General features: G+C 64.4%; 22 protein-coding genes and 1 pseudogene. 22 read left to right on the top strand and 1 reads right to left on the bottom strand.

The features are described from left to right. Position 1: 1 nt before the first annotated feature. Genes trbL through EJ077_RS21650 form a run of 5 tightly spaced genes read left to right on the top strand, consistent with a single transcriptional unit; the run spans position 2 to position 4,494 of the window. Positions 2–1,378: a P-type conjugative transfer protein TrbL gene (gene trbL / locus EJ077_RS21670; RefSeq protein ID WP_208696112.1), complete on the top strand. Its 1,377-nt coding sequence runs from the start codon at positions 2–4 to the stop codon at positions 1,376–1,378. A 3-nt stretch (positions 1,379–1,381) separates the two neighbouring features. Continuing rightward, positions 1,382–2,071, top strand: coding sequence for a conjugal transfer protein TrbF (trbF, locus tag EJ077_RS21665; RefSeq protein WP_208696110.1), 690 nt, complete (start codon positions 1,382–1,384; stop codon positions 2,069–2,071). Then, positions 2,068–3,129, top strand: a complete 1,062-nt coding sequence (trbG, locus tag EJ077_RS21660; protein WP_208696108.1) for a P-type conjugative transfer protein TrbG — start codon at positions 2,068–2,070, stop codon at positions 3,127–3,129. The genes trbF and trbG overlap by 4 nt, the downstream gene beginning before the upstream one ends. Beyond that, positions 3,126–4,268, top strand: coding sequence for a TrbI/VirB10 family protein (locus EJ077_RS21655; RefSeq protein ID WP_208696107.1), 1,143 nt, complete (start codon positions 3,126–3,128; stop codon positions 4,266–4,268). The genes trbG and EJ077_RS21655 overlap by 4 nt, the downstream gene beginning before the upstream one ends. Before the next feature lies 1 nt (position 4,269). Next, the gene (locus EJ077_RS21650) at positions 4,270–4,494 is read left to right on the top strand and encodes a DUF2274 domain-containing protein (protein WP_127278040.1); all 225 of its coding nucleotides are present in this window, start codon (positions 4,270–4,272) and stop codon (positions 4,492–4,494) included. 10 nt (positions 4,495–4,504) lie between these two features. Here EJ077_RS21650 and EJ077_RS21645 read toward each other — a convergent pair whose 3' ends face one another. After that, positions 4,505–5,470, bottom strand: coding sequence for a LysR family transcriptional regulator (locus EJ077_RS21645; RefSeq protein WP_208696105.1), 966 nt, complete (start codon positions 5,468–5,470; stop codon positions 4,505–4,507). Between the two features lie 233 nt (positions 5,471–5,703). On the opposite strand from EJ077_RS21645, the gene EJ077_RS21640 reads away from it, so the two are divergent. The 17 genes and pseudogenes from EJ077_RS21640 to EJ077_RS21565 all read left to right on the top strand — a co-directional run bounded on the left by EJ077_RS21640 (position 5,704) and on the right by EJ077_RS21565 (position 22,015). Further along, positions 5,704–5,868: a helix-turn-helix domain-containing protein gene (locus tag EJ077_RS21640; protein WP_245458499.1), complete on the top strand. Its 165-nt coding sequence runs from the start codon at positions 5,704–5,706 to the stop codon at positions 5,866–5,868. Positions 5,869–6,293: 425 nt separating this feature from the next. Further along, positions 6,294–6,953 (top strand): ABC transporter permease, encoded by a 660-nt coding sequence (locus EJ077_RS21635; RefSeq protein WP_208696103.1) that lies wholly within the window; start codon positions 6,294–6,296, stop codon positions 6,951–6,953. Positions 6,954–6,965: 12 nt separating this feature from the next. Further along, a complete protein-coding gene (locus tag EJ077_RS21630) occupies positions 6,966–7,715 on the top strand; it encodes an ABC transporter permease (protein ID WP_208696100.1) in 750 nt (249 codons plus the stop codon). A 59-nt stretch (positions 7,716–7,774) separates the two neighbouring features. Beyond that, on the top strand, positions 7,775–8,617 hold the full coding sequence (locus tag EJ077_RS21625; RefSeq protein ID WP_208703079.1) for a transporter substrate-binding domain-containing protein: 843 nt from the start codon (positions 7,775–7,777) through the stop codon (positions 8,615–8,617). A gap of 77 nt (positions 8,618–8,694) precedes the next feature. Beyond that, positions 8,695–9,948: a CapA family protein gene (locus tag EJ077_RS21620; protein WP_208696098.1), complete on the top strand. Its 1,254-nt coding sequence runs from the start codon at positions 8,695–8,697 to the stop codon at positions 9,946–9,948. A 74-nt stretch (positions 9,949–10,022) separates the two neighbouring features. After that, the gene (locus tag EJ077_RS21615) at positions 10,023–10,496 is read left to right on the top strand and encodes a helix-turn-helix domain-containing protein (protein WP_245458498.1); all 474 of its coding nucleotides are present in this window, start codon (positions 10,023–10,025) and stop codon (positions 10,494–10,496) included. A 299-nt stretch (positions 10,497–10,795) separates the two neighbouring features. Beyond that, positions 10,796–11,136: pseudogene (locus EJ077_RS21610) on the top strand (DUF1403 family protein); the annotation flags it as partial. A gap of 432 nt (positions 11,137–11,568) precedes the next feature. Continuing rightward, entirely contained in the window at positions 11,569–11,877 is a 309-nt protein-coding gene (locus tag EJ077_RS21605; protein WP_208696094.1) for a hypothetical protein, read from the top strand. Positions 11,878–11,967: 90 nt separating this feature from the next. Continuing rightward, positions 11,968–12,852: a hypothetical protein gene (locus EJ077_RS31635; protein WP_210212129.1), complete on the top strand. Its 885-nt coding sequence runs from the start codon at positions 11,968–11,970 to the stop codon at positions 12,850–12,852. Further along, the gene (locus EJ077_RS31630) at positions 12,849–13,538 is read left to right on the top strand and encodes a phage tail sheath C-terminal domain-containing protein (RefSeq protein WP_210212128.1); all 690 of its coding nucleotides are present in this window, start codon (positions 12,849–12,851) and stop codon (positions 13,536–13,538) included. The genes EJ077_RS31635 and EJ077_RS31630 overlap by 4 nt, the downstream gene beginning before the upstream one ends. A 3-nt stretch (positions 13,539–13,541) precedes the next feature. Beyond that, positions 13,542–14,069: a phage tail protein gene (locus EJ077_RS21595; RefSeq protein ID WP_135867673.1), complete on the top strand. Its 528-nt coding sequence runs from the start codon at positions 13,542–13,544 to the stop codon at positions 14,067–14,069. Beyond that, the gene (locus tag EJ077_RS21590) at positions 14,069–14,767 is read left to right on the top strand and encodes a hypothetical protein (protein ID WP_135867672.1); all 699 of its coding nucleotides are present in this window, start codon (positions 14,069–14,071) and stop codon (positions 14,765–14,767) included. The genes EJ077_RS21595 and EJ077_RS21590 overlap by 1 nt, the downstream gene beginning before the upstream one ends. Next, complete coding sequence (locus tag EJ077_RS21585) at positions 14,764–15,540, top strand: hypothetical protein (RefSeq protein WP_208696092.1); 777 nt, start codon at positions 14,764–14,766, stop codon at positions 15,538–15,540. The genes EJ077_RS21590 and EJ077_RS21585 overlap by 4 nt, the downstream gene beginning before the upstream one ends. An 8-nt stretch (positions 15,541–15,548) precedes the next feature. Next, positions 15,549–16,778, top strand: coding sequence for a DUF4255 domain-containing protein (locus tag EJ077_RS21580; protein WP_208696090.1), 1,230 nt, complete (start codon positions 15,549–15,551; stop codon positions 16,776–16,778). Next, entirely contained in the window at positions 16,775–18,676 is a 1,902-nt protein-coding gene (locus EJ077_RS21575; RefSeq protein WP_208696088.1) for an ATP-binding protein, read from the top strand. Before EJ077_RS21580 ends, EJ077_RS21575 begins: the two co-directional genes overlap by 4 nt. Continuing rightward, the gene (locus tag EJ077_RS21570) at positions 18,669–18,866 is read left to right on the top strand and encodes a hypothetical protein (RefSeq protein ID WP_135867668.1); all 198 of its coding nucleotides are present in this window, start codon (positions 18,669–18,671) and stop codon (positions 18,864–18,866) included. Before EJ077_RS21575 ends, EJ077_RS21570 begins: the two co-directional genes overlap by 8 nt. Beyond that, positions 18,863–22,015, top strand: coding sequence for a DUF4157 domain-containing protein (locus tag EJ077_RS21565; protein WP_208696085.1), 3,153 nt, complete (start codon positions 18,863–18,865; stop codon positions 22,013–22,015). Before EJ077_RS21570 ends, EJ077_RS21565 begins: the two co-directional genes overlap by 4 nt.

Below are 22,015 nucleotides of genomic sequence, written 5' to 3'. Positions count from 1 at the left end.
CATGGGCGATACCGGCGTCATCGATCAATTCCTGGGCACCTTCACCCGCTACATCGACAGCGGCTTTGGGCTGCTCGGCGGCGAAGTCGCCTTCGTCGCCACCACACTGATTGTCATTGATGTGACGCTTGCCGCTCTTTTCTGGAGCTGGGGCGCGGACGACGACATCCTGGCGCGGCTGGTCAAGAAGACGCTGTTCGTTGGCGTCTTCGCCTACCTGATTTCCAATTGGAACAGCCTTGCCCGGATCGTCTTCGAAAGCTTTTCCGGGCTCGGCCTGAAGGCGAGCGGTACCGGCTTCACCGTCCAGGACCTGCTTCGCCCCGGCAAAGTGGCGCAGACCGGCCTCGATGCGGGACGACCGCTGCTTGAGGCGATCTCGGGGCTGATGGGCTATGTGTCCTTCTTCGAGAATTTCATTCAGATCGCCTGCCTGCTCTTTGCCTGGGCGCTTGTGCTCCTTGCCTTCTTCATCCTGGCCGTGCAGCTCTTCGTCACGCTCATCGAATTCAAGCTGTCGACGCTGGCCGGCTTCGTCCTCATCCCCTTTGGTCTTTTCGGCAAGACAGCTTTCATGGCCGAACGCGTGCTCGGCAACGTCATCTCATCCGGCATTAAGGTGCTTGTGCTGGCGGTGATCATCGGCATCGGCTCGACGCTCTTCAGCGAGTTTACCCAAGGCTTCGGCGGCGAGAACCCAACCATCGATCAAGCCATGGCGATCGTGCTGGCGGCCCTGTCACTGCTTGGCCTCGGCATCTTCGGTCCGGGCATTGCCAACGGTCTCGTCTCTGGCGGACCGCAGCTTGGTGCGGGCGCTGCCGTCGGCACCAGTCTCGCCGCCGGCGGCACGGCGCTCGTCGCCGGTGGTGCTACCGCCCTTACAATGCGGGGCGGAGCGGCCGCGTTCTCCGGAGCGGCTTCCACAGCGCGAGGCGGCTCGTTCCTCGCAGGCAGTGGATCAACTGCCTATACGCTCGGCTCCGCCGGCCAGGCGGGCGCCGTGGGTGTCGCCTCAGGGCTGAGCGGCGTTGCAAGCGCCGGCGTTTCGGCCGCCGCTTCGCCGCTTAAGCGCGCGGCCGCGCGCGCCATCCAGTCCCTGAATTCAAGCTTCGCTTCCGGCGCCAATTCTGCCTTCGAGGCCACCGGTGGATCATCGAACCTCGGAACGGTTGGAGGCGATGCCGGGTCTACCGGCGGTCCGTCTTTCGGCGGCGGCAGCGAAGTCGCCGCTGCGGCAAGAACCCCTCCTGACTGGGCCAAACGCATGCAGCGATCTCAGCAACTCTCCCATGGCGTCCAGACGGCTGCCCACGCCGTGCGCGCCGGCGATGCCCATGGCAGCGGAACCTCCATTTCTCTCTCGGAAGGCAAGTGACCAATGAACATCTTTCGACGGCCCGCCGTTCACTACGGCAAGACACCGCAACCGGAGACGCCCTATCAAAGGGCAGCGCAGGTCTGGGACGAGCGCATTGGCTCCGCCCGCGTGCAGGCCAGGAATTGGCGCACCATGGCCTTCGGATCGCTGATCCTCTCGGCGGGCCTCGCGGGCTCCCTTGTCTGGCAGTCAGGCCGAGGCACGGTGGTGCCGTGGGTGGTCCAGGTCGATGCGCTCGGACAGGCGCAGACGGTCGCGCCCGCGAACGCCGATTACAAGCCGACCGATCCGCAAGTCGCGTGGCATCTCGCCCGCTTCATCGAGCAGGTCCGCTCAATCCCGGCCGATCCGATTATCGTGCGACAAAACTGGCTACGCGCCTATGAGTGGACCACTGACCAGGGCGCTATGGTGCTCAACGACTATGCTCGCGGCAGTGAACGCTTCTCCAAGGTGGGCAAGCAGCAGGTCGCTGTCGAGGTCTCCTCCGTCATTCGCGCCTCACCGGATTCTTTTCGCGTCGCCTGGACCGAGCGCCGCTACGAAAACGGCAAGCTCTCCATCGCCGAGCACTGGACCGCGATCCTGACGATCGTCGTCCAGCCGCCAAGTGACGCCGAACGGCTTCGGGCCAATCCGCTTGGTATCTACGTCAATGCCATCAACTGGTCGCGGGAGATGAGTCAATGAGCCGCGTTGTGCCTATCACCGCCATCCCGGCTCACCGCGGGTGCCCGCTCGCCGCGGTTTTGATTTCGGGGGCCTTGCTCACGGGCTGCGCCACACCGCATAAGCCGCAGCAGATCGCCTATGACACCAACGTGCCGCCGTTGCCGTCCATTCCGGCTGTCACGATCGATCAGAGTCCGAAACCACTGCACGTTCCACCAGGCTGGGCGGCTTCGCGCGGCGGCGCAGCAGGAGACACACCGGCTGCCCGTGTCGAGAACGCAAACGCTGCCGCACGCGTCCAGCCGCGGCGCGAGGGCTATTACAATGCCATACAGGTCTATCCATGGAGCGAAGGGGCGCTTTACCAGGTCTATGCGGCACCCGGGAAGCTAGCGGACATCTCACTGGAGCCGGGAGAGAGCCTGACTGGCACAGGCCCAATCGCGGCGGGCGACACCGCGCGCTGGATCATCGGCGACACCGAAAGCGGGTCGGGCGTGACCCGGCGCGTCCATGTGCTGGTCAAGCCTTCGCGTCCCGACATCACCACCAATCTCGTCATCACCACCGACCGTCGCAGCTACATGATCGAACTGCGAGCGGACGAGAAACTCTACATGCCTGCCGTGGCATGGGCATATCCGAACCAGCCCGGCAGCCGGCGACAGGCCGCTCCCGAGACACCGATCATCCCGGACGTCGCCGCGCGCAATTACCGCTATGGTCTCACTGGTGACACACCGCCCTGGAAGCCCGTCGCCGTCTATGACGATGGCCGACGCGTCTACGTCGAGTTTCCGCGCGGCATCGTGCAGGGCGAGATGCCGCCGATCTTCGTCATCGGCCCGGACGGCGAGGCTGAGATCACCAACGGCCGGGTCTATCAAAACATCCTGATCGTCGACCGCTTGTTCGGCGCGGCCGAATTGCGTCTTGGCAGCGGCAAGCGGCAACAGACTGTCAGGATCGTCCGCATCGATGCGACGAGGACAAGCCGTCTATCGTGGATCCCGGGCTTAAGTGCCGCGCCGAAACGCAAGGTCGCACCGAGGCAAAGGGGAGGGGAGCAGTCATGAGCGACAACGAGCACGCCACCGCGCCGATGCGACTTCGCGCCGAGCCACCGCGCGTGGCCCGCCTGTCGCGCAAGGTGCTTGCCGGCATCGGCTTCGTCGCGTCGCTTGGCATCGGCGGCGCGCTGATATACGCGCTTCAGAGTCACGATAGAGGCACGCAGGGTGAGGAGCTCTATTCGACCTCCAACCGCCAGCCGGCAGATGGCCTGGCTGGCCTGCCACGCGACTATACCGGCCCGATCCTTGGACCGCCGCTGCCCGGAGATCTCGGCCGCCCGATTCTCGAGGCGCAGAACAAGGGGCAGTCCGTCGTGCCGCCAATGATCGCGGCACCTAGCGTCGACGAGGCCGAACAACGCCGGCGAGCCGAAGAGGAGGCAGCTCGAACATCGCAGGTATTCTTCCAGACAGCGGCGGGAGCCGGAGCCACAGCGGAACCGCCTGGCAATATCGCGGCACCGAACCTTGCCGGTCTGGAACCTGCCGGACAGACGGCGCAGGATCGCCAACTTGCCTTCCTGAATGTGGCCGCCGACCGCCGCACCGTGGCGCCCGACCATGTCATGGCACCGGCATCGCCCTATGTGCTTCAGGCCGGGGCGGTCATCCCGGCAGCTCTCATCACCGGCATCCGTTCCGACCTGCCCGGTCAGATTACCGCTCAGGTGACCGAAAACATCTACGACAGTCCGACGGGAAGGGCGCTGCTTATCCCCCAAGGGACACGTGTCATCGGCGAATATGACAACGGTGTTGGGTTCGGGCAGCGCCGCGTATTGCTTGTCTGGAGCAGGCTGATCTTCCCCAATGGCCGCTCGATCGTTTTGGAGCGCCAGCCCGGCGCGAACGCGCAGGGTTATGCCGGCCTCGAGGATGGCGTCGACTATCACTGGGCCGAGTTGTTCAAGGCGGCTGCGCTTTCCACCATCCTCAGCGTAGGAGCGGAGGCGGGCTCGTCGGGCCAGGAAAGCGATATCCTGCATGCCTTGCGCAGCGGCGCTTCCGATAGCGTCAGCCAGGTCGGCCAGGAGATCGTCCAGCGTCAGCTCCAGATAGCGCCGACGCTCAACATTCGTCCGGGTTTCCCCGTGCGCGTTCTCGTTACCCGCGATCTCGTGCTCGAACCGTATGGAGGCTGAAATGGCTAAGCTGAAACTCGGCCCCATTGCCGACGACAAACCTGTTAAGGTTACGATCGAGCTCCCGGCTCCGCTGCATCGCGACCTGACCAGATATGCCGAGATCCTTGGACACGAAGCGGGGCAATCTTCCAGAGATCCATTACGCTTGATCGTGCCCATGCTTGAGCGCTTCATCGCGACGGATCGCGGTTTCGCGAAGGCGAAGCACGAGCGGAAGGATTAGTCCGGAGCCGCTAAGAGGGACGATCGGAGCCGCGGGCCGCGGCGTGTATCGGGAGAACGGTCGGTGCGCTTTTCGCCACCGGATGAAAGGCGGAGAGGATCGCCCCAAGGGAGACTTCCAACACGTTGGAAAAGACCCTGCCTTTCTGCCAGACCGCAACGTAGTGATAGAGCGCCGAAGGCTCCACCGGCTTTGCTTCCAGTTCGAACGCCGCATATTCGCGGGCGATGATTTCGTTGGTGATGGAAACGCCGAGACCGGCCGAGACGAAGCCGACCTCGTAACCATTGCAATCGTATTCCACCAGTATGTCCGGCTCGACCCCTGCGAAGCGCAGCGCGTTGAAGTTCATCTGATGCGACGCAAACTGAGGGTCGATGTCGACAATCTTTTCCCCCTCGAGGTCGTGCGCTTCGACACGTGACTTTGTTGAGAAACGGTGCTTGGGGTGGAAGATGCACACATTGCGCGCCGAGCCGATCGGTGCCCACTCAAACAGCCGGGGGTCCAGGGGCAGCCTCGAGATTCCGAGATCTGCCCGCCCCGACAGGATATGTTCACCCACCTGTTCGTAGTTTCCCGAAATTGATCGCACACTCGAAGCCGTCTTCGAACGGATAGTCGCCACGACCTTCGGCAATGTCACGAAACCGAAGACGGCCGGTGCGGCAATTGCGATCCGCTGCTTCTCATCGTTCTTTATCGCGAAAATCGACGCTTCCAGGCGATCCATTGAAGTCAGGGCTATTTCCACGTTGCGCAGGAGTTCCCAGGCCTTCCTCGACGGAATGATCCGGTTGGTCGACCGTTCAAAAAGAGCGATGCCGAGGGCGGCCTCGATCTGCTTTACGTGCTGGCTAACCGCCGGTTGGCTTATCCCGAGCGCAGCAGCTGCCTGCCTCGTCGATCCGGTGCGCAACACCTGACGAAAGACCTGCAACTGTCGGAGCTTCAGGCCGCTTTGCAGCAACTCCATTTTGCGCCCTTTCTCGAGAACGCCCAAGCCACATGTGAATTGGCTCGGCTAACCGAGCTCAGAATTGGATTGCGCCGAGCGCCCTAAAGCTAAGTCGCCAAGCAAACTCCGAATCCATCACTCTATAGTCACTATAGTGACTGGTAAAGGGGAGGTTTGCTTGTCGCTATGCGCGCATGCGCCTTGCGGAGATTTTTGGAGCAAACGTTCGAAGGGTCCGGCAGGAGCGCGGCATGACCCTGGAATCTCTGGCAACCGAGGCTGGCCTTGCGTACAGCTACATGGGCGGCATCGAACGAGGACAAAAGAACCCTTCTCTCAACGTGGTGGAGAAGATCGCGAAGGTGCTGGGCAGCGATCCGGTCACATTGCTTTGCCGGTCTCCGACGTCAAAATAGCCGGATACCATACTCGGCCAGATCAAATGGCGACGACAGCTCCCAAGTGATCGTCAGGCTGGGAATCTGCGCGGCGCCATCTAAGGGCATCGCCCGACGTCGAGCTCATTCGATCTCCGAATTCTAGCTGATAATTCCATTTGAAGCTGGGAGGCGAGGTTGCTCGAGCCTCAGTGCGACGCTGCGGCGGTCAAATCGGATGGCCCGTCAGAGTGCTGATTGCGTATATAACCAACCGTTATAGCTCAAATTATGAAAATTATAGATTGAATGAATAGGCCTTGTCAGTAATCTAGGCGAAATCCTGCAAAATTGTTGCAAGATATCCCTTAGTAGATTTCGCAATCTTTGGCCATCAGCCTTAGATCTGCCGCGTGGGCAGGCGCTGCACACATTGCGAAATTGCGCATTGATGGAAGAGTCTCATGGGCGGTTTTGCTGCTCAATTTGCTGCCGCCTTCATGGTTACCGTAGGCCTTGCTCTTGTTAGCGGCTTCCTCGGCACCGTATTCGGCCTGCTGTTGGCCATCTCGAAAGGCACGTCTACGGCCCGTTTCAGAAGTGTCGTGACGGCTTACACGACTGTGGTTCGGGGCGTTCCAGAACTCCTCATCATCCTTCTTATCTATTTCGGGGGAACCACGTTCGCCAGCCAGCTCGCTGGCAGGTATGTGGAGGTTAACTCTTTCACCGCAGGGGTCATCGCGCTTACTGTTGTCTTCAGCGGCTATGCGACCGAAGTTTTCCGCGGTGCGATTGCGGCGGTGCCAACGGGGCAGACCGAAGCGGCGAAGTCGCTTGGCCTGAATATCTGGCAGCGGTGGTTGTTCATCGTTGGGCCGCAGATGCTGAGGCTGGCGCTGCCCGCCTATGGCAATCTTTGGATATCGCTCTTCAAGGACACGGCGCTGGTCTCTGTCGTGGGCCTGACCGACATCATGCGCGTTGCCTATGTCGGCGCCGGATCCTTGCGCGCGCCGTTGACGTTCTACCTTGCGGCATCCGCTTTCTATCTCTCCCTGACGACGATCACACTGCTGTCGATCCGCTTCGCGGAGCGGCGCTATCCTGCATTCGGTCGATAGAAGGGCAACGCTATGAACTTCGATTTGATGTTCGACGCCGTCCTGGTTCTGCCCTCAGGCATCGGTCTCACCTTGATCCTGACAGTCCTTTCACTGACGGCAGGATTTCTTCTGTCGGTGCCGCTGGCGTTCGCCCGCGCGTTTGGACGCCCGAGCCTCTCTTTCGCTGTTCTGGCCTATACCTATGTCATCCGCGGTACGCCCATGCTGGTTCAGCTCTTCTTGCTCTATTATGGTTTGAGCCAGATCGAGGCTGTGCGCGCCAGCGTCTTCTGGGTAATCCTTAAAGATCCTCTCTGGTGCGCCCTTTTTACCTTTTCGCTGAACAGCGCGGCGCACACCACCGAGATCCTGTGCCGCGGTCTCCAATCCGTGCCGAACGGCGTTATTGAGGCCGCCAAGGCGCTTGGCCTGAAACGTTTGCAGATCGCCCGGCTTGTAACCTTTCCGATCGCTTTCCGGATTTCGCTTCCGGCTTACGGAAACGAGGTCGTGGGGATGATCAAGGGCTCGTCGCTGGCAAGCACGGTAACGCTGCTCGAGATCACCGGCATGGCGCGACAGATGGTGTCGGCCACCTTCGCGCCCTACGAGATCTTCATCGTCGCAGGAGGGATCTATCTCGCGCTCACAACGCTCGCCGTGAAAGCCACCCAGTTTCTGGAACGGCGGCTTTCGAACGAAGGCACTCCAAAGCAAAGACGTAAGGCGCGGCTCCGTCCGACCTCGCCTCACCACGAGATCACGACACTCGTGCCGTGACGCCGCAGCATTAAGGCTGCCTTCCCATCCAAACCCAAACAAAGAGGTGTCCCGTGCGCATGCCCCTGGCTATTGCCATTTCTGTCGCGTCCTTACTCTCAGCCTTGCCGACACGCGCCGAAAGCGAGCGATCGATATCTATCGCCACCGAAGGGGCGTCGCCGCCCTGGGACGGGACAGACGCGAATGGCAAGCTTTACGGCTACGATGTCGACGTCGGTCTCGAACTGTGTAATCGCATCAAGATCAAATGCAGCTTCGTGGCGCAGGATTGGGACGGGATCATTCCCGCGCTGCTGGTCGGGAAATACGACGTCATCATGTCAGGGATGGCGATTACCGAGAAGCGCAAGCAGCAGATCGCATTCTCCAGCCCGTACGCCAGCGGCTACAACCAGTTCGTTGTCCGCAAAGAGCTTGGGCTCGATGCCGGCGACACCAAAGAGAAGGTCAACCTCTCCTCAGTCGGAGACAAGGAGAAGGCAACCATCGAGCGGCTCAGGTCGACCCTTAGTGGCAAAGCCATTGGTGTCCTTCGTTCATCGAACTCCGAGGCTGTTGTGAAACAACTCCTCGGCGATGTCGTGACCATTCGCAGCTATGACAGTCTCGACAATTTGAAGCTCGACCTTACCGCGGGGCGCGTCGACGGTGGCCTCGCCGACTATTTCACATGGCGCGATTTCCTGGAGGCGCCTGGAGGGTCGGTTGCGGTATTTTTCGGACCGCAGCTGAATGGTGGTCTCTGGGGTCCGGGTGTGGGCGCCGGTATGCGCAAAGACGATAGCAAACTGCTGACCAAGTTCAATGCGGCGCTCGACGCCGCCACCAAGGATGGCACCATCAAGGCGTTGAGCCTCAAGTGGTTCAAGACGGATATTTCTCCGGCCCTGCCAAAATAGCCCGGCCCCGCGGCCGACTTCGATGTGGTGCTGGCCGAGTGTTGGCGCCAGACGTTCACGACCATGAGGCGAGTTCCATGAAAGACCCATTTTGCGCGGTCGTAACCGGCCAATCATTGATTACCCATGACATCCGTCATGTTCAAGACGAGCGGTTCGCGGAGGTTGTACGCTTCTTGGAGCAGGGTGACGTCGTCTTCACCAATTTCGAGTCGACGATCCTCGGCAAACATGGTGGTTGGCCGACCAAGGGCAGGTATTTCGGCTATTCCAGGGCTGAGGTGCTGGATGCATTGCAGGATATCGGTTTCAACGCGCTTGCCTTGGCGAACAACCACGCGTTCGATCTCGGTGCTGGCGGTGTTCTCTCGACGCTAGAGGAAGTGCAAGCGCGAGGCTACCTGCATGCGGGCATCGGGGTCGATGCGACCGATGCCCGCAAACCGGGCCGCCGCCGGCTAGGTAAACGCGACGTCGCCCTTCTTGCGATCGATGCCGGTCCCGGTCCGTCCAGCATGTATGCCGAGAACCACACGGCCTTTCGTCCGGCTCGCCCTGGCGTCAACCGGCTCAAGACCGTTCGGAAAATCGGGGTGCCTGACGTGCATTTCAGGCGATTGGCACGGCTTGGGGGCCATTTGCAAAGCTCTCCCTTCGAACTGACCAATTATGCGCAGCCGGAGGATCCGCCGGAGGTGGCCAGCGACAGAGAGCTCAATTTCTACGGCACCGTATTTACCCAAGCTGCCAACTTCGGCCGCATGGTCGAAGTCGATCAGGCAAGCGCGAGCATCCATTTGTCCGCCATCCGTCAGGCGGCAGCGCAAGGCGATTTCGTTATCGCCTACCTGCACCATCATCATTGGGAACCGGGTTGGCAGGATGTACCGCGCTGGGTGCAGGCCTTTGCTCGCACATGCATTGACGCCGGTGCAAACCTTTTTGTCAGTCACGGCGCCCCCGTCCTGCAGGCGATCGAAATCTACAATGGCTCGCCAGTTTTCTACGGTCTCGGAAATTTCCTCTTTCATGTCCATCCTGACGAGGGCGAGTGGGATCCTCCGGAAGTCTGGCAAAGCATTGTCGCTGCTTGCCGCTATGAGGCGAATGGAAACCTTGAAGGCATCGACCTTCTGCCCGTCGTGATCGGCGAGATAAATGAGCGCCCAGCATCCGAAACGGGAAAATTGGTTCCTGTCCCCGCCGGCGGACGCGTGGCGCGAGATATTCTCGAGGGGTTCGCAAGCCGTTCACGTGCGTTCGGTACCGGGGTCGAAATATCGGAATACTCAGGCAGGATAGCAGTGCCGCCTGCACGAAAATTCGGCTGACATCGACACAACGACCCAGAACCGACCCCGACGGATTTTCTACCCAATGACCTGTTGGAGCATCGGACGCGTTGTTGAAGCCGAAGCGCACTAGCCCGTCCCGGACCGCGCAAAAACCAAAGATCGGGCGTGACCCTCACCCCGCTGATGTGCACGTCGGCAGGCAGATCGCAACGGTTCGCGTGCAGTCGGACGTATCCCAGGTTCAGCTTGCCCGATCGATAGGCATCACGTTTCAACAGCTCCAAAAATACGAGAACGCTAGGAACCGGGTGAGCGCGTCCATGATCTACGAGATTGGCAAGTCGCTGGGCGTCCCCGTCAGCCGTTTTTTCGAAGGCCTCCCGGCGAACGGTGAGAGCGGCCATGAGGCTTCACGCCTACGAACGGATGAGCGCATTGGTTTCATTGCCAGCGCAGAAGGTCGACGCCTGATCGAGCGTCTTGTTCGACTTCCTCCGCGGGTGCGTACCCGCGTGTCCGCCCTTGTCGCCGCAATCGGGGAAGAATGGACCGTCCCTCAATACGATGAAGAGCAGGCAGACTGAGGGCGAACTGGTGCCTGCCAAACGCAAGATGGCTTGACCGCCGGTTGGGGTACGGTTCGATTACGCCGACCGTGCGTTTTGCGCCTCCAATTCGGCCAAATAGTCGCTTCGGAGGCCCCATAAAACAGACACTTCGTCTGTTAGCGCCAACAGAGAACTCTCACCGATACGATGTCACGCCAGCGCAACTAAATAGCTGATAAGGCAACATTATCATTCGTTTTGTCGCGCCGACAAGCTGTGCGTTTTGATGCGAAAATGATGGCACAAAGCGCACGGCCGCTTTACCCTCCAAACACATGATTCGCCTCGATCCCGCGACCGCAAGATCCGCCGCCGCGCCCCCGACCGTTCCGGGCTGGGCGCTCGAGGCCGGTGGCGCTCCGCATGACGCAGACGCTGCCTTCAGGGCCGGCGCCGCGCTGGCTTCTCTCGACAGCTCGCCCGCGCGCAGTCTGCCTGGGCCGGCGCCTGGCGCCAGCGGCTGGCGCTCAAATGCGCCGCCGCTGCCGTGCGCCTCGCTGGCCGGACGGAAGACGAGGCGGCGCTGCGCGATGCTTGGTATCTGCGCCAGCCCGGCGACGATCCAGGCCCCGCCGGCACTATCCTGGCCGCGTGGAAGCGCCTCGCCTCCCGCTCGTCGCATGTCCGACGTTTTTTGCCGGCCGGAGCGCTGACTCGAAGGAGAGGTGAACGGCGGCTTCGCGCCTCGAAGCCGCCGCTCGGTCGGGTTTGGCGTAATCCTCAAACCAGACGTGACTAACCAGCGGGATGCACGACGAGGAGGACCACCTCAAATTAAGTGCAGCGGCCGTCGAACGATTGTCAAGTCAAGTGTTCATTCTTCAAACCTAAGTCTATGATATCATTCAATTTCCGTTGTCGTGATTAACTGGCAAACGAAAAGGGGCCGATATATTGAATTTGACTTTAAGTCGGCGCAAATTCTCACGCAGCTGGATTCATGCTAGACGCTTGTCGAAATCGGCGCTAGCGTGTCGGCTCAGTTTCCTTGATAACTCACTTGATAGCTTAATTGCGTTGATAAATGTGTATAAGGGGAGGCATCGTCGTGCCCAAGCCTATTGCATGGTCATTCAATGCTGGCTCGTCAGCGGCGAGTGTGGGTTCTACTGGGACCCTCGATGTTGAAGCGGTGACAGGCGCATCAATTGCTGTCGCCAAGGGCGCAAAGGTTAGTCTAGCCTTGCAGCTCGAGCACATCGACAAGTTGAAGTTCGTCTACATTGCTGCCGACAGCTATAGCGGCAAGATCAAGATCAAGGCTGGTGCGGCCGACGAGATCGGGCTTGAGGGCCGGTCATTCTGTTCGGCGCCGCCATCGGGCTGTTGGGTCCGTCGTTTGCGACGCTCAGCGTGACCAATGGCGGGGCCGAGCCGGCCAATGTCGAGATCATGATCGGCGGCCAACTCTCGTAAAACTCTGGTTTCTCGGCACGGAGCAGCGGTCATGGCAGTGCAGACGAGCTATCCCGGCGTATATGTGAATGAAGTGCCGAGCGGCGTTCGCACGGTGGCGGGGGTGTCGACCTCCGTGACCGGCATCGTTGGGCGGTTCGTGCGCGGACCGGTAAACGAGCCGGTCAGTTGCTTCAGCTTCGGGGAGTTTTCCCGACGCTTCGGCGGGCTGGCGCTGAACACGCCGGCGGCCTATGCGGTCGACGATTTCTACGCCAACGGCGGCTCGGAGGCACTTGTTGTCCGGCTGTTCAAGGCGGGTGCCGACGACGGCATGGCCCGCCTGGTGCTGAGCGGGCTGAAACTGGTCGCCGCGAGCCCGGGCATGTGGGGCGGCAAGCTGCAGGCGCAGGTCACCTATCCCAATGCGGCGGCGGCCAAGGCCTATGTCGATCTCCACCCCGAGCTCGGTCTCGCGGTCGGTGACCTGTTCGACCTCGCGGTGGTCGACCAGGGCACCAAGGCGCGCGAACAGTTCCGCAACCTGACGGTCAAGGATGCGGGCTCGCGCCGCGTCGATCGGGTGCTGAAGGCGGAGTCGAACCTGGTGCGGGTCGACCTCAAGGGCGATGGTACGCCTGACGTCCCAGGGGCGCGACCGGCCGAAGGGGCGATCACCGATTTTCAAGGCGGCAACGACGGGGTGCCGCTGGCGCTGGCCGAGTACAAGGGCAACAAGGTCAACAAGACCGGCATCTATGCGCTGCTCAAGGCCGATATCTTCAACCTGCTGGTGATCCCGCCCGATACGCGGGATGGCGATATCGACCCCGACGTCTGGGAGGAGGCGGCGAGGTTCTGCAGCGAGCGCCGCGCCTTCCTGATCGTCGATCCCCCGCCAAGTGGGACGCCAACCCGGACAACGCCATTCAGGTGACGGTGGATGCAGCCAGCAACACGCCGCCCTTGAGCCTGACCAATGGCGGCAATGCCGGGCTGTTCTTTCCGCGGCTGCAACGGCGCGATCCGCTGCGCGGCGGGCAGATCGACTATTTCGTGCCGTGCGGGGCGATTGCCGGCATCATGGCGCGTACTGATGCAAACCGCGGGGTGTGGAAGGCGCCCGCCGGCATCGAGGCGACGATCTCGGGCGCCGACGGGCTGACCTTCAAGATGACCGACGACGAGAACGGCAAGCTCAATCCGCTGGGAGTGAACTGCCTCAGGAGCTTTCCCAATGTCGGCCGAGTGGTGTGGGGCGCCCGCACCATGCGCGGTTCCGACCAACTGGCCGACGATTACAAGTATATCCCGGTGCGGCGGCTGGCGCTGTTCATCGAAGAGAGTCTGTTCCGCGGCACCAAGTGGGTGGTGTTCTCGCCCAATGACGAGCCGCTGTGGTCGCAGATCCGGCTCAATGTCGGAGCCTTCATGCAGCGGCTGTTCCGGCAGGGGGCGTTCCAGGGCGCCAGCCCCAGGCAGGCCTATTTCATCAAATGCGACCGCGAGACCACGACGCAGGACGATATCAACCGCGGCATCGTCAACATCGCGGTGGGCTTTGCGCCGCTGCTGCCGGCCGAATTCGTCGTCATCAATATCCAGCAGATCCGGGAGGCCTAGGCGATGGCGCAGTTCTCGACCAATCCCGAACGGTTCGACCCGTACAAGAACTTCAAGTTCCGCATCCGCAACGAAGACGGCAACTACCTGGCCGGGATCAGCAAGGTAAGCGCGCTTAAGCGCACCACCCAGGTGGTGAGCCACCGCGAAGGCGGCGATCCGTCCTCGTCGCGCAAATCGCCCGGCCAGACCGAGTATGAGGCGATCACGCTCGAGCGCGGGGTGACGCACGATATCGAGTTCGAGCAGTGGGCCAACAAGGTGTGGAACTACGGCTCGGGGCTGGGCGGGGAGTCCTCGCTCAAGGATTTCCGGCGCAACCTCATCCTCGAGCTCTACAACGAGGCGGGGCAGATCGTGCTGGCCTACAAGCTCTACCGCTGCTGGCCCTCCGAGTACCAATCGCTGCCCGAGCTCGATGCGAGTGCCAACGCCGTCGCCATCCAGATGCTCAAGCTCGAAAACGAGGGTTGGGAGCGCGATTACGACGTGGCCGAGCCAACCGAGCCGAGTTACGTCGAGCCGATCTGATGCGTGCGCTGGCCGCCGCGGACATCGTCGAACTGGCCGAGGCAGGGCAGGGGCGCGGACCATCGTTCCTGGCGCTCGGCATTCTCGGCCGGGCCGACCCCAGCATCGACGCGGCGGCGCTGACGCTGGGGCAGCGCGATGCCATGCTGCTGGCGGTGCGGGCGCAGCTGAGCGGCCCGCGCCTCGATTTCGTTTCGGCATGTCCGGCCTGCGGCACGGTGCTCGAAATGACGCTCAGGGCCGAAGAGATCGGGCTCGGCCTCGCGGCGCAGCCGGCGCCGCAGACACGGCAGATCCGCGCCGGCGATGCGGTGATCGCGGTGGCGCCGCTGACGGCGGGAGCGCTTGCCGCGGCCGAACAGCTTGCTGATCCCGACAGCGCCCGGCGGCTGCTGCTGAAGGCCGCGGCGCCCGATGCGCCGGAAGAGGAAGCGGTGCTGGCCGCGGTGGAAGCGGCGGTGGAGGCGATGGATCCCGGGCTCGATACCGGGCTCGACTGGTCGTGCCCGGCCTGCGCGGCGCGCTGGTCGGAGGCTGTCGACGTGGCGGCGCTGCTGGCAGGGGAAATCACCGTGCGCTCGCGCGGCGTGCTCGCCGATGTGGCGGTGCTGGCGCGGGCCTTTCACTGGTCGGAGCGCGATATCCTGGCGCTGCCAGCCGAGCGGCGGCGCTTCTATCTCGACGCGGTGCAGGCATGAGCGGCGTGGTCTCCCGGCTCACCAACCGCATTTTCGGCCTCGCGCCGGTGGCACGGGTGCGGCTGCCGGCCCGGTTCGAGGTGTCGGGCGCCGCCTTCGCAGGCAGCGCCGGGCCGGCCGAGATCACCGCCGAGGCACCGGCCGCCCGGCCGCCTCAGCCCGGGGTCAGCCAGGTGGTCGAGCGCTGGACGCCGCCGGCCCAACCGGTGCGGCGCCCCGACGCTGGCGAGCCGCGGCGGACAGTTGCGCCACAGGATAAGCCGCGGATGGCGGCGCCGCCGGGGCCGGCGCCACGGCAGGTGGTGGAGCATGACGCGCTGCCATCGGTCCCGCAGCCGGCAGCCGCCCCTCGTGAGGCCGCTGCGCCCCGCGCCGCGGCGCCGCTGGCCGGCTCGCAGCCGGTCCCCGCTCAACCCCCGCAGTCGCCCGCCGCTGTTGCCGGCGCGCGCGCCGCCCTGCCGCGCCCGACTCCGGCACCGCCGCCCGGCATCGCGGTGCTGCCGGAGCTGCAGCGACCACGCCGCCACGCGCCGATCGCCGCGCCCGCCGCGCCGGCGCAGGAGCCGCCACGCGCCCGCCCGGCCGCCCCGGTGCAGCCGGCGCCGGTGGTGCCCGAGCCTGTCGCTGCTGTGCCCGCGACCGAGCCGCTCGAAATCATCATCGGACGCATCGATGTACGGGCGCCGGCCCCTAGGGCCCCGGCGACCCCCAGCGTTTCGGCCGGGCTGCAGCGCATCCCGAGCCTTGCTGCCTATCTCGCAACGAAGCGCTGAGGCGGCAGATGGGCAACAAGCTGTCAGTTGCCGCCGTCACGGCCTCGCTCCAGTTGATGATCCAGGAGGCGGCTGGAGGTGCGACCGTCAAGGTTGGCCGGCCGGGCAACGAGAACGATGCCGATGTCGGGCCGGTGGTGAACGTATTCCTGTTTCAGGCCACGCCCAATGCCGCCCGGCGCAACGCGCACAACCCGACCCGCAGCAGCAATGGCCAGCAGGTGGCCAACTCGCTGGTGGCGTTCGACCTGCATTACCTCATTTCGTTCATCGGCCGGCCTGAGCTCTACCAGCCGGAACTGCTGCTCGGCGCGGTGTCACGGGGGCTCGAGCATCGCAGCGCCATTGCGCGGCGCACCATCGACAAGGTGAAACAGGATAACCCCGGGCTGGTCGATGTCGACCTCGAGAACGAGCCCGAGCCGGTGCGCATTCATCCGGCCCCGATGAGCTTTGAGGAAATGTCCAAGCTCTGGTCGGTGCTGTTCCAGACGCCCTATATCCTGTCGCTGGCCTATACCTGCTCGCCGGTGCTGATCGAGACCAGCACGCCACTGAGCTCGGGGCCGCCGGTGACCAGCGTCAACAATGCGGTGTTCGTGCTCGGCGGGCCGGTGGTGCTGGGGGTCGAGGCGGCGGCGGGCGCCACGGCGCCGGTGCTGTGGGGCGGCACGCTGGTGGTGCGCGGCCATTCGCTCGATCGACATGGCATGACGCTCAGGATCGGCGGACGCGATACGGATCTGGGCGCGGCGCGGATCAGCTCCGATCGCATCGAGCTCGAACTGGTCGCCGCGAGTTTCGGTGGCGAGGAACTCGCCGCGGGGCCCTTGGTGCTTGAAACGGTGCTCCCGGCGCCGGCCGGGGCGCCCAGCCATCTCGAGCGGATCAGCGACCGGGCGACGTTCCTGCTCAGGCCCCAGATCAAGCTTGCCGCCAGCGCCACTGCCGGCAGCAAGCTGACGGTCGTCGTCTCGCCTGGTGTCGGGCGTGGTCAGACGCCACGGCTGGTGCTCAACGGACAGAGCGCTACAGCCGCCAGCGTTCAACTCAACGCCGAACCCTTTGATTCAGGCTTTCCGGTCGCCAGCCTGAAGTTCCCGCTCAAGGGTGTGCCCAAGGGCAGCTACTACGCGCAATTGCTGGTCGAGGGTACCGCCAGCACGCCTCAGGTCGAGACCGATCGGACGAGCCCGGCCTTCGGCCAGATCGTGGGCCCGATGCTGGAGGTGAAATGAGCGCTCCGGCCCTCAGCGAAGTCCTCGCCCAGCTCAAGGCACAGATCGCCGGGGCAACGCCTGCTGCCGGCCCGACGGCATTGCCTGAGCGGCTGGCGCGGCTCGCCGCCGCAGCCGGGCTTGGCCGCTTCGAGTGCGAGGTGCTGTTGCTCGCTGCCCTGCCGGCGCTGGAACCCGATGGCGCCGCCGTGCTCGCCGCGGCGCAGGGCGACGCCCGGTTGCGGTTGCCCAGTGTCGCCTTCGCGCTGTCGAGCCTCGCCGAGGCGAACTGGCAGGCTTTCGCGCCCGAGGCGCCGCTGCGGCGGCTGGCGCTGATCGGCCTCACCGACGAGAGCGTTGCCAGCCTCGCCGGCATCGCGCTGCCCGAGCGCGTGCTGCACCACCTGATGGCGCTCGATGGCATCGACGCCGAACTGCTGGCGGTTTCGACGCCGCTCGAACCGCGCTTCGAGCTTGGCGGTTCGCATGGCGAGCTGATGCGCCAGTTCGGGGCGAAATTGTCGTCCGACAGCAAAGGGTTGGCGCCGGTCTTTGAACTGGTGGGTGCGGATCGGAACGCGGCGCTGGCGATTGCCGCGGCCGGCGCGCGGGCGGCTGGCCGGCGCGCCTACCAGATGGTTGCCGAAGCGCTGCCGGCTGCCGCCGGCGAGCGGGCGCGGCTGGCCCAGCTGTGGTCGCGTGAGAGCATACTGGCAGGGACGCTGCCGGTGCTCGACCTCTCCGATGTGACGGGGCCGGGCGAGGTGCGGAGCGCGCTGCGCTTTGCGGCTGCGATTGCGGGGCCGCTGGCGCTGGTCGCGGCCGAGCCGCTGGCGGTGCCGGGCCGCGACAGCCTGCGACTGGTCGTGCCGCGCCCGACCATGGCCGACCAGCGGGCGCTGTGGGCGGCGGCGGGCGCCAATGCGTCGGATGTCGATCGGCTGCTGGGCACCTTCACGGCCTCGCCGGAAATCATCGCCGATGTCACGGCCAATATCGGCGCCGACCTCGCGCCGGTGGCAGGCAGCGGGCCGGCGGTGCCGCTGGCCGACCGGCTCTGGGCGGAAACCCGGGTGCGGCTGCGGCCCCGGCTCGACGAGCTGGCGCAGCGGATCGACGTGCGCAGCCAGTGGAGCGATCTGATCCTGCCGCATCGGCAGTTCGAGATGCTCAAGGCCATCGCGGCGCAGGTGCGCCAGCGCCGGCAGGTGCACCACAACTGGGGCTTTGGCGGCAGCAATGGCCGCGGGCTCGGCATCACGGCGCTGTTCTCGGGCCCGAGCGGCACCGGCAAGACGCTCGCTGCCGAAGTGGTCGGCGGGGCGCTGGAGCTCGATGTCTACCGGGTCGACCTGTCGGCGGCGGTCAGCAAGTGGATCGGCGAGACCGAAAAGAACCTCCGCCGGCTGTTCGACGCGGCCGAAGACAGCTGCGCCATCCTGCTGTTCGACGAGGCCGACCAGCTGTTCGCCAAGCGCACCGAGGTTAAGGACAGCCACGATCGCTACGCCAATCTCGAGGTGAGCTACCTGCTGCAGCGGATGGAGAGCTATCGCGGCCTCGCCATCCTCACCACCAACCTCCGCTCCAATATCGACAATGCGTTCCTGCGGCGCATCCGCTTCCTCGTCGATTTTCCGTTGCCGGAGGCGGTCGAACGGCAGCGGATCTGGCGGCTTGCCTTCCCCTCCGGGGCGCCACTCGACGGTATCGAGGTGGAGCGGCTGGCCCAGCTGACGGTGGCCGGCGGGAGCATCAAGAACATCGCGCTGAATGCCGCCTTCATCGCCGCCGACGAGGGCTCGCCGATCCGCATGGGGCATCTGCGGCGCGCCGCGCGGGCCGAGTATGACAAGCTCAGCAAGCCGCTGACCGAAGGCGAACTGCGCGGCTGGAGCCAGGAGGCGCCGCATGGTTGAGGCGCGCCGAGTCCAGATCCAGAGCATCCGGCTCGAAGGGCTGTCGCCGGCCGAGCGGGTGACGGCGCTCGCCGAAATCCGTCGCGCCGTGGCGGCCGCCGTCACCGCGGCGCCGACGGCTTCATCCGAGGCGCTCGGCAAATCCATCACCCAGGCGCTGCAGCCGCTGGCCAAGGGAGGCGGCAAATGAGCCACGCCCCGTTGCGCAGCAAGGCGCAGAGCCCGGACCTGGCGCAGGGCGTACGCGCCGCACGCAAGCCGGCGAGCCAATTGGCCGACGAGACGGCGCCGCCGGTGCCGAAGTTCGGCGGCTCGCTCGCCGGGCTGCCGGCGACGCCGCCGGCCGGGGGCAGCGGCGGGCTCGAGCCGGTCCTCAGGGGCAATATGGAGCGCTCGTTCGGGGCCGATTTCTCCGCGGTGCGCCTGCACAGCGATGCCGGTGCGGCGCGTACCGCCGGGCAGTACGCCGCCAAGGCGGTGACGGTCGGCGACAATGTCTATTTCGGCGGCGGCCGGTACGCGCCGCAGAGCGGCGAGGGCCGGCGGCTCATCGCGCATGAACTGGCCCATGTGGTGCAGCAGCGGCGCGGCGGGGCCACGGCGCCGCGCATCGACGGCAGCGGCGGGCTCGAACGCGAGGCCGGGCGCGCCGCCGATCAGGCAATCGGCGGGGGCAGGGCGATGGTCCGGCTCGGCTCGGCCACCGGGCCGGCCGCCGAGCCCGAGGAGGAGCCCTGGTACAAGCGCGCCATCAGCAAGGCCAAGGATGTGGGGTCGAGCGTCAAGGACAAGGCCACGAGCTTCGTCCAGGAGGTGGCCAAGGACCCCAAGGTGCTGATCGACCACGCCGAAAAGCTGCAGCCGGCGGTGCTGCTGGCCGATGCGACACAGAAGCTGGCCGACAAAGCCAAGGGCAAGCCGGTGCTGGAAGGGTTGACGAGAAACATCGCCAGCCTCGCCAAGGCAAACTCGAACCTGGTGACCAAACCGGCAAAGGCGTTCGGCGAGAAACTGGTCAGCAAGGACAAGGATGGCTGGCACGTCCATCCGCTCGACGCCACCAAGGCCTGGAAGGCCAGCGCCGATGCCGGCTTCAAGGGCGTGCACGCCGCGACCTTCAAGGCGATCGACGATTTCGAAGATCTCGAGCCGGCCAAGCCGACGGTCGACGAGAAGGCGCATCCGACGCTGGCGGCTCTCGAGCAGGGCAGCCTCGCGGTTTCCAACGCCACATCGAAATACTCGAGCCAGTTCGTTGGCGGCATGGGCAAGGCGCTCTTCAGCATGGTCGAAGGCGTCGGCAAGATGGCGATCCATCCCTTCGACACGGTGAAGGGCCTGGGGCAGTTGCCGGGCTCCAGCCTGACCAATCCGCTCAAGTTCATCGGCACCTACGCCCAGCTCGAAGAGGATCTGTACGACGCGACCTTCCCCGACCTCGAGGAGGAGGCCCGCCAACAGGCCGCCTACGCCGAGGAGGCCCGCAAGCAGGCCAGCGAAGGCCAGCCTCCCGGCAAGCCGCCAGAGCGCATGTCGTATGGCGCAGCGCTGCGCAAGTTCGGCGGCGCCATGCTGCCGGACCAGGAGCGCGATCGCAAACAGACCGTCGGCCTCGTCAAGGCGCTGGGCGAAAACTACATCGAGGCTTGGGAAGCGAAGCGCTATGCCGAACTGCCCGGGATGGCGCTGGTCGATATCGGTAGCTTCTTTATCGGCGGCGGCGCGGCGAGCGCTGCCGGCAAGGGCGGCAAGGTCGCCGAGGCGGCTTCGGCCACGAGCAAGATCGGCGAGCTCGCCAAGACCGGCGAAGTCGCGGGGTCGCTGGGCAAGGCCGAGGAACTCGCCAATGCAGGTGGCAAGCTTGCAGATGTCGCCAAGGGCACTGAGGCAGCCAAGACCGCCGAGATGGCCAAGTCCACCGAAGTGGTCGACGTGGGCAAGGGCGGCGCCGTGGGCGAGGTCACCGAGGTCGCGAGTGCCGGTGACGGCGCCAAGGCCGGTGAAGTCGCCGACGCCACCAAGGCTGCCGAAGTGCACCCACCGGCAGTGGAAGCGCCGAAGCCGACCGCAGAGGCGCCGAAGCCGGTCGAGCCGGCAGCCGAGGGGATCAAGGCCGAGCCTCCCAGCAAGGCCAAGGTCGATCCGCTGGAGCATGCCGAACCCCTGCCCGAGGGGCTGAAGGGCGAACCGGTCAACGATGTGAAAGTCGATCCGCTGGAACACGCCGAACCGCTGCCTGAGGGGCTGCAGGGCGAGGCGGCCAACAATGTGCGGCCGGAAAAGGACCCCAAGGTCAGCTCGCTCGATGAGGCGCGGCAGAAAAAGCTCGATCGGGAAGCGGCGCAGGAAGCCATGCCGGAGCAGTACCTGGCCCCCACTGGTACTGCCGGCCCCGTCATCGCCGGACCGCACAAACCTGGCGGCGTTCCCGCACTCGTCGGGGGCGAAGGAGGCGTACGCGTACAAGGATCTGCTGCCAGGGGGCGTCGACCCCAATCGCCAAATCTCGCCCCACCGCCGGCTCACGTCGAAGTGCGGGCGGGGCCAAGGCCTCCGCCGGCTGGACGATCTCGTCGCATGCAGGCTCCCGTCGGCCAGGCAGCCGAAGTATCCGACGTCGCAAAAAATATCGCGGAGGCCAAGGAGAAGTTTGTCTTTGGCGACCAACCTGGTCAGGTCTCGGCGGAAGTGGGTATCCACAAGGACGCGTCTGCAACCCGTAAGGCACAGGGCGTGTCGGGCAAAGTTGTCCAGTCGGCGCACGTCACTCCGTCTTCGATCCTGCGATCCCTTGAAGACTATCTCCGTCGTGACGCGCCAACGATGCTTATCGATACGTTGAAGCACCGGGCTTTCGACAAGAACATCCTCGGCTGGTTCCGAAACCAGCGGCGACTGGGCCGGGTGGAAATCAGCGTCGAGGAGTTGCAGCACGCTATGGTTGACGCAATCGAAAAGGCGCCCCTCACCAATGGCCAGAAGGGCGCCCTATTCGATCTGTTTTTGGAAGAAGTGTACCAAAAGCATGGTCTTAGCCCGTCCGACAAGCTGCCGCTCCCGTACGTGAAAACCCCACCTCTGCCGCTAGTGGAACGACAAGCGCTGGAAGCCCAGCTGGCGGCGCAGCGGCGGACCGAGGCTCTGGTGAATGACGCTCAGGCGGCAGCGACCCGGGAGAAAGTGACTAAGGCCGTTGCCGATCGGAAAGCCGCACTAGGTGATGCTGCATCCCCGAAAGGCCTCGCCGAGGGGGAAGTGCAAAAGGAGCTCAAGCCACCCGAGTCCGAGCGCGACTCTATTGATCTTCGTGAACTCCTCGATGAAGAGGATCGGAGGTAA

The sequence above is a fragment of the Mesorhizobium sp. M8A.F.Ca.ET.057.01.1.1 genome (assembly GCF_003952565.1).
In the GTDB taxonomy this organism is placed as follows: Bacteria; Pseudomonadota; Alphaproteobacteria; order Rhizobiales; family Rhizobiaceae; genus Mesorhizobium.
Note: the sequence above shows the minus strand (reverse complement) of the source record. Positions and strands in the feature narration are given on the sequence as shown.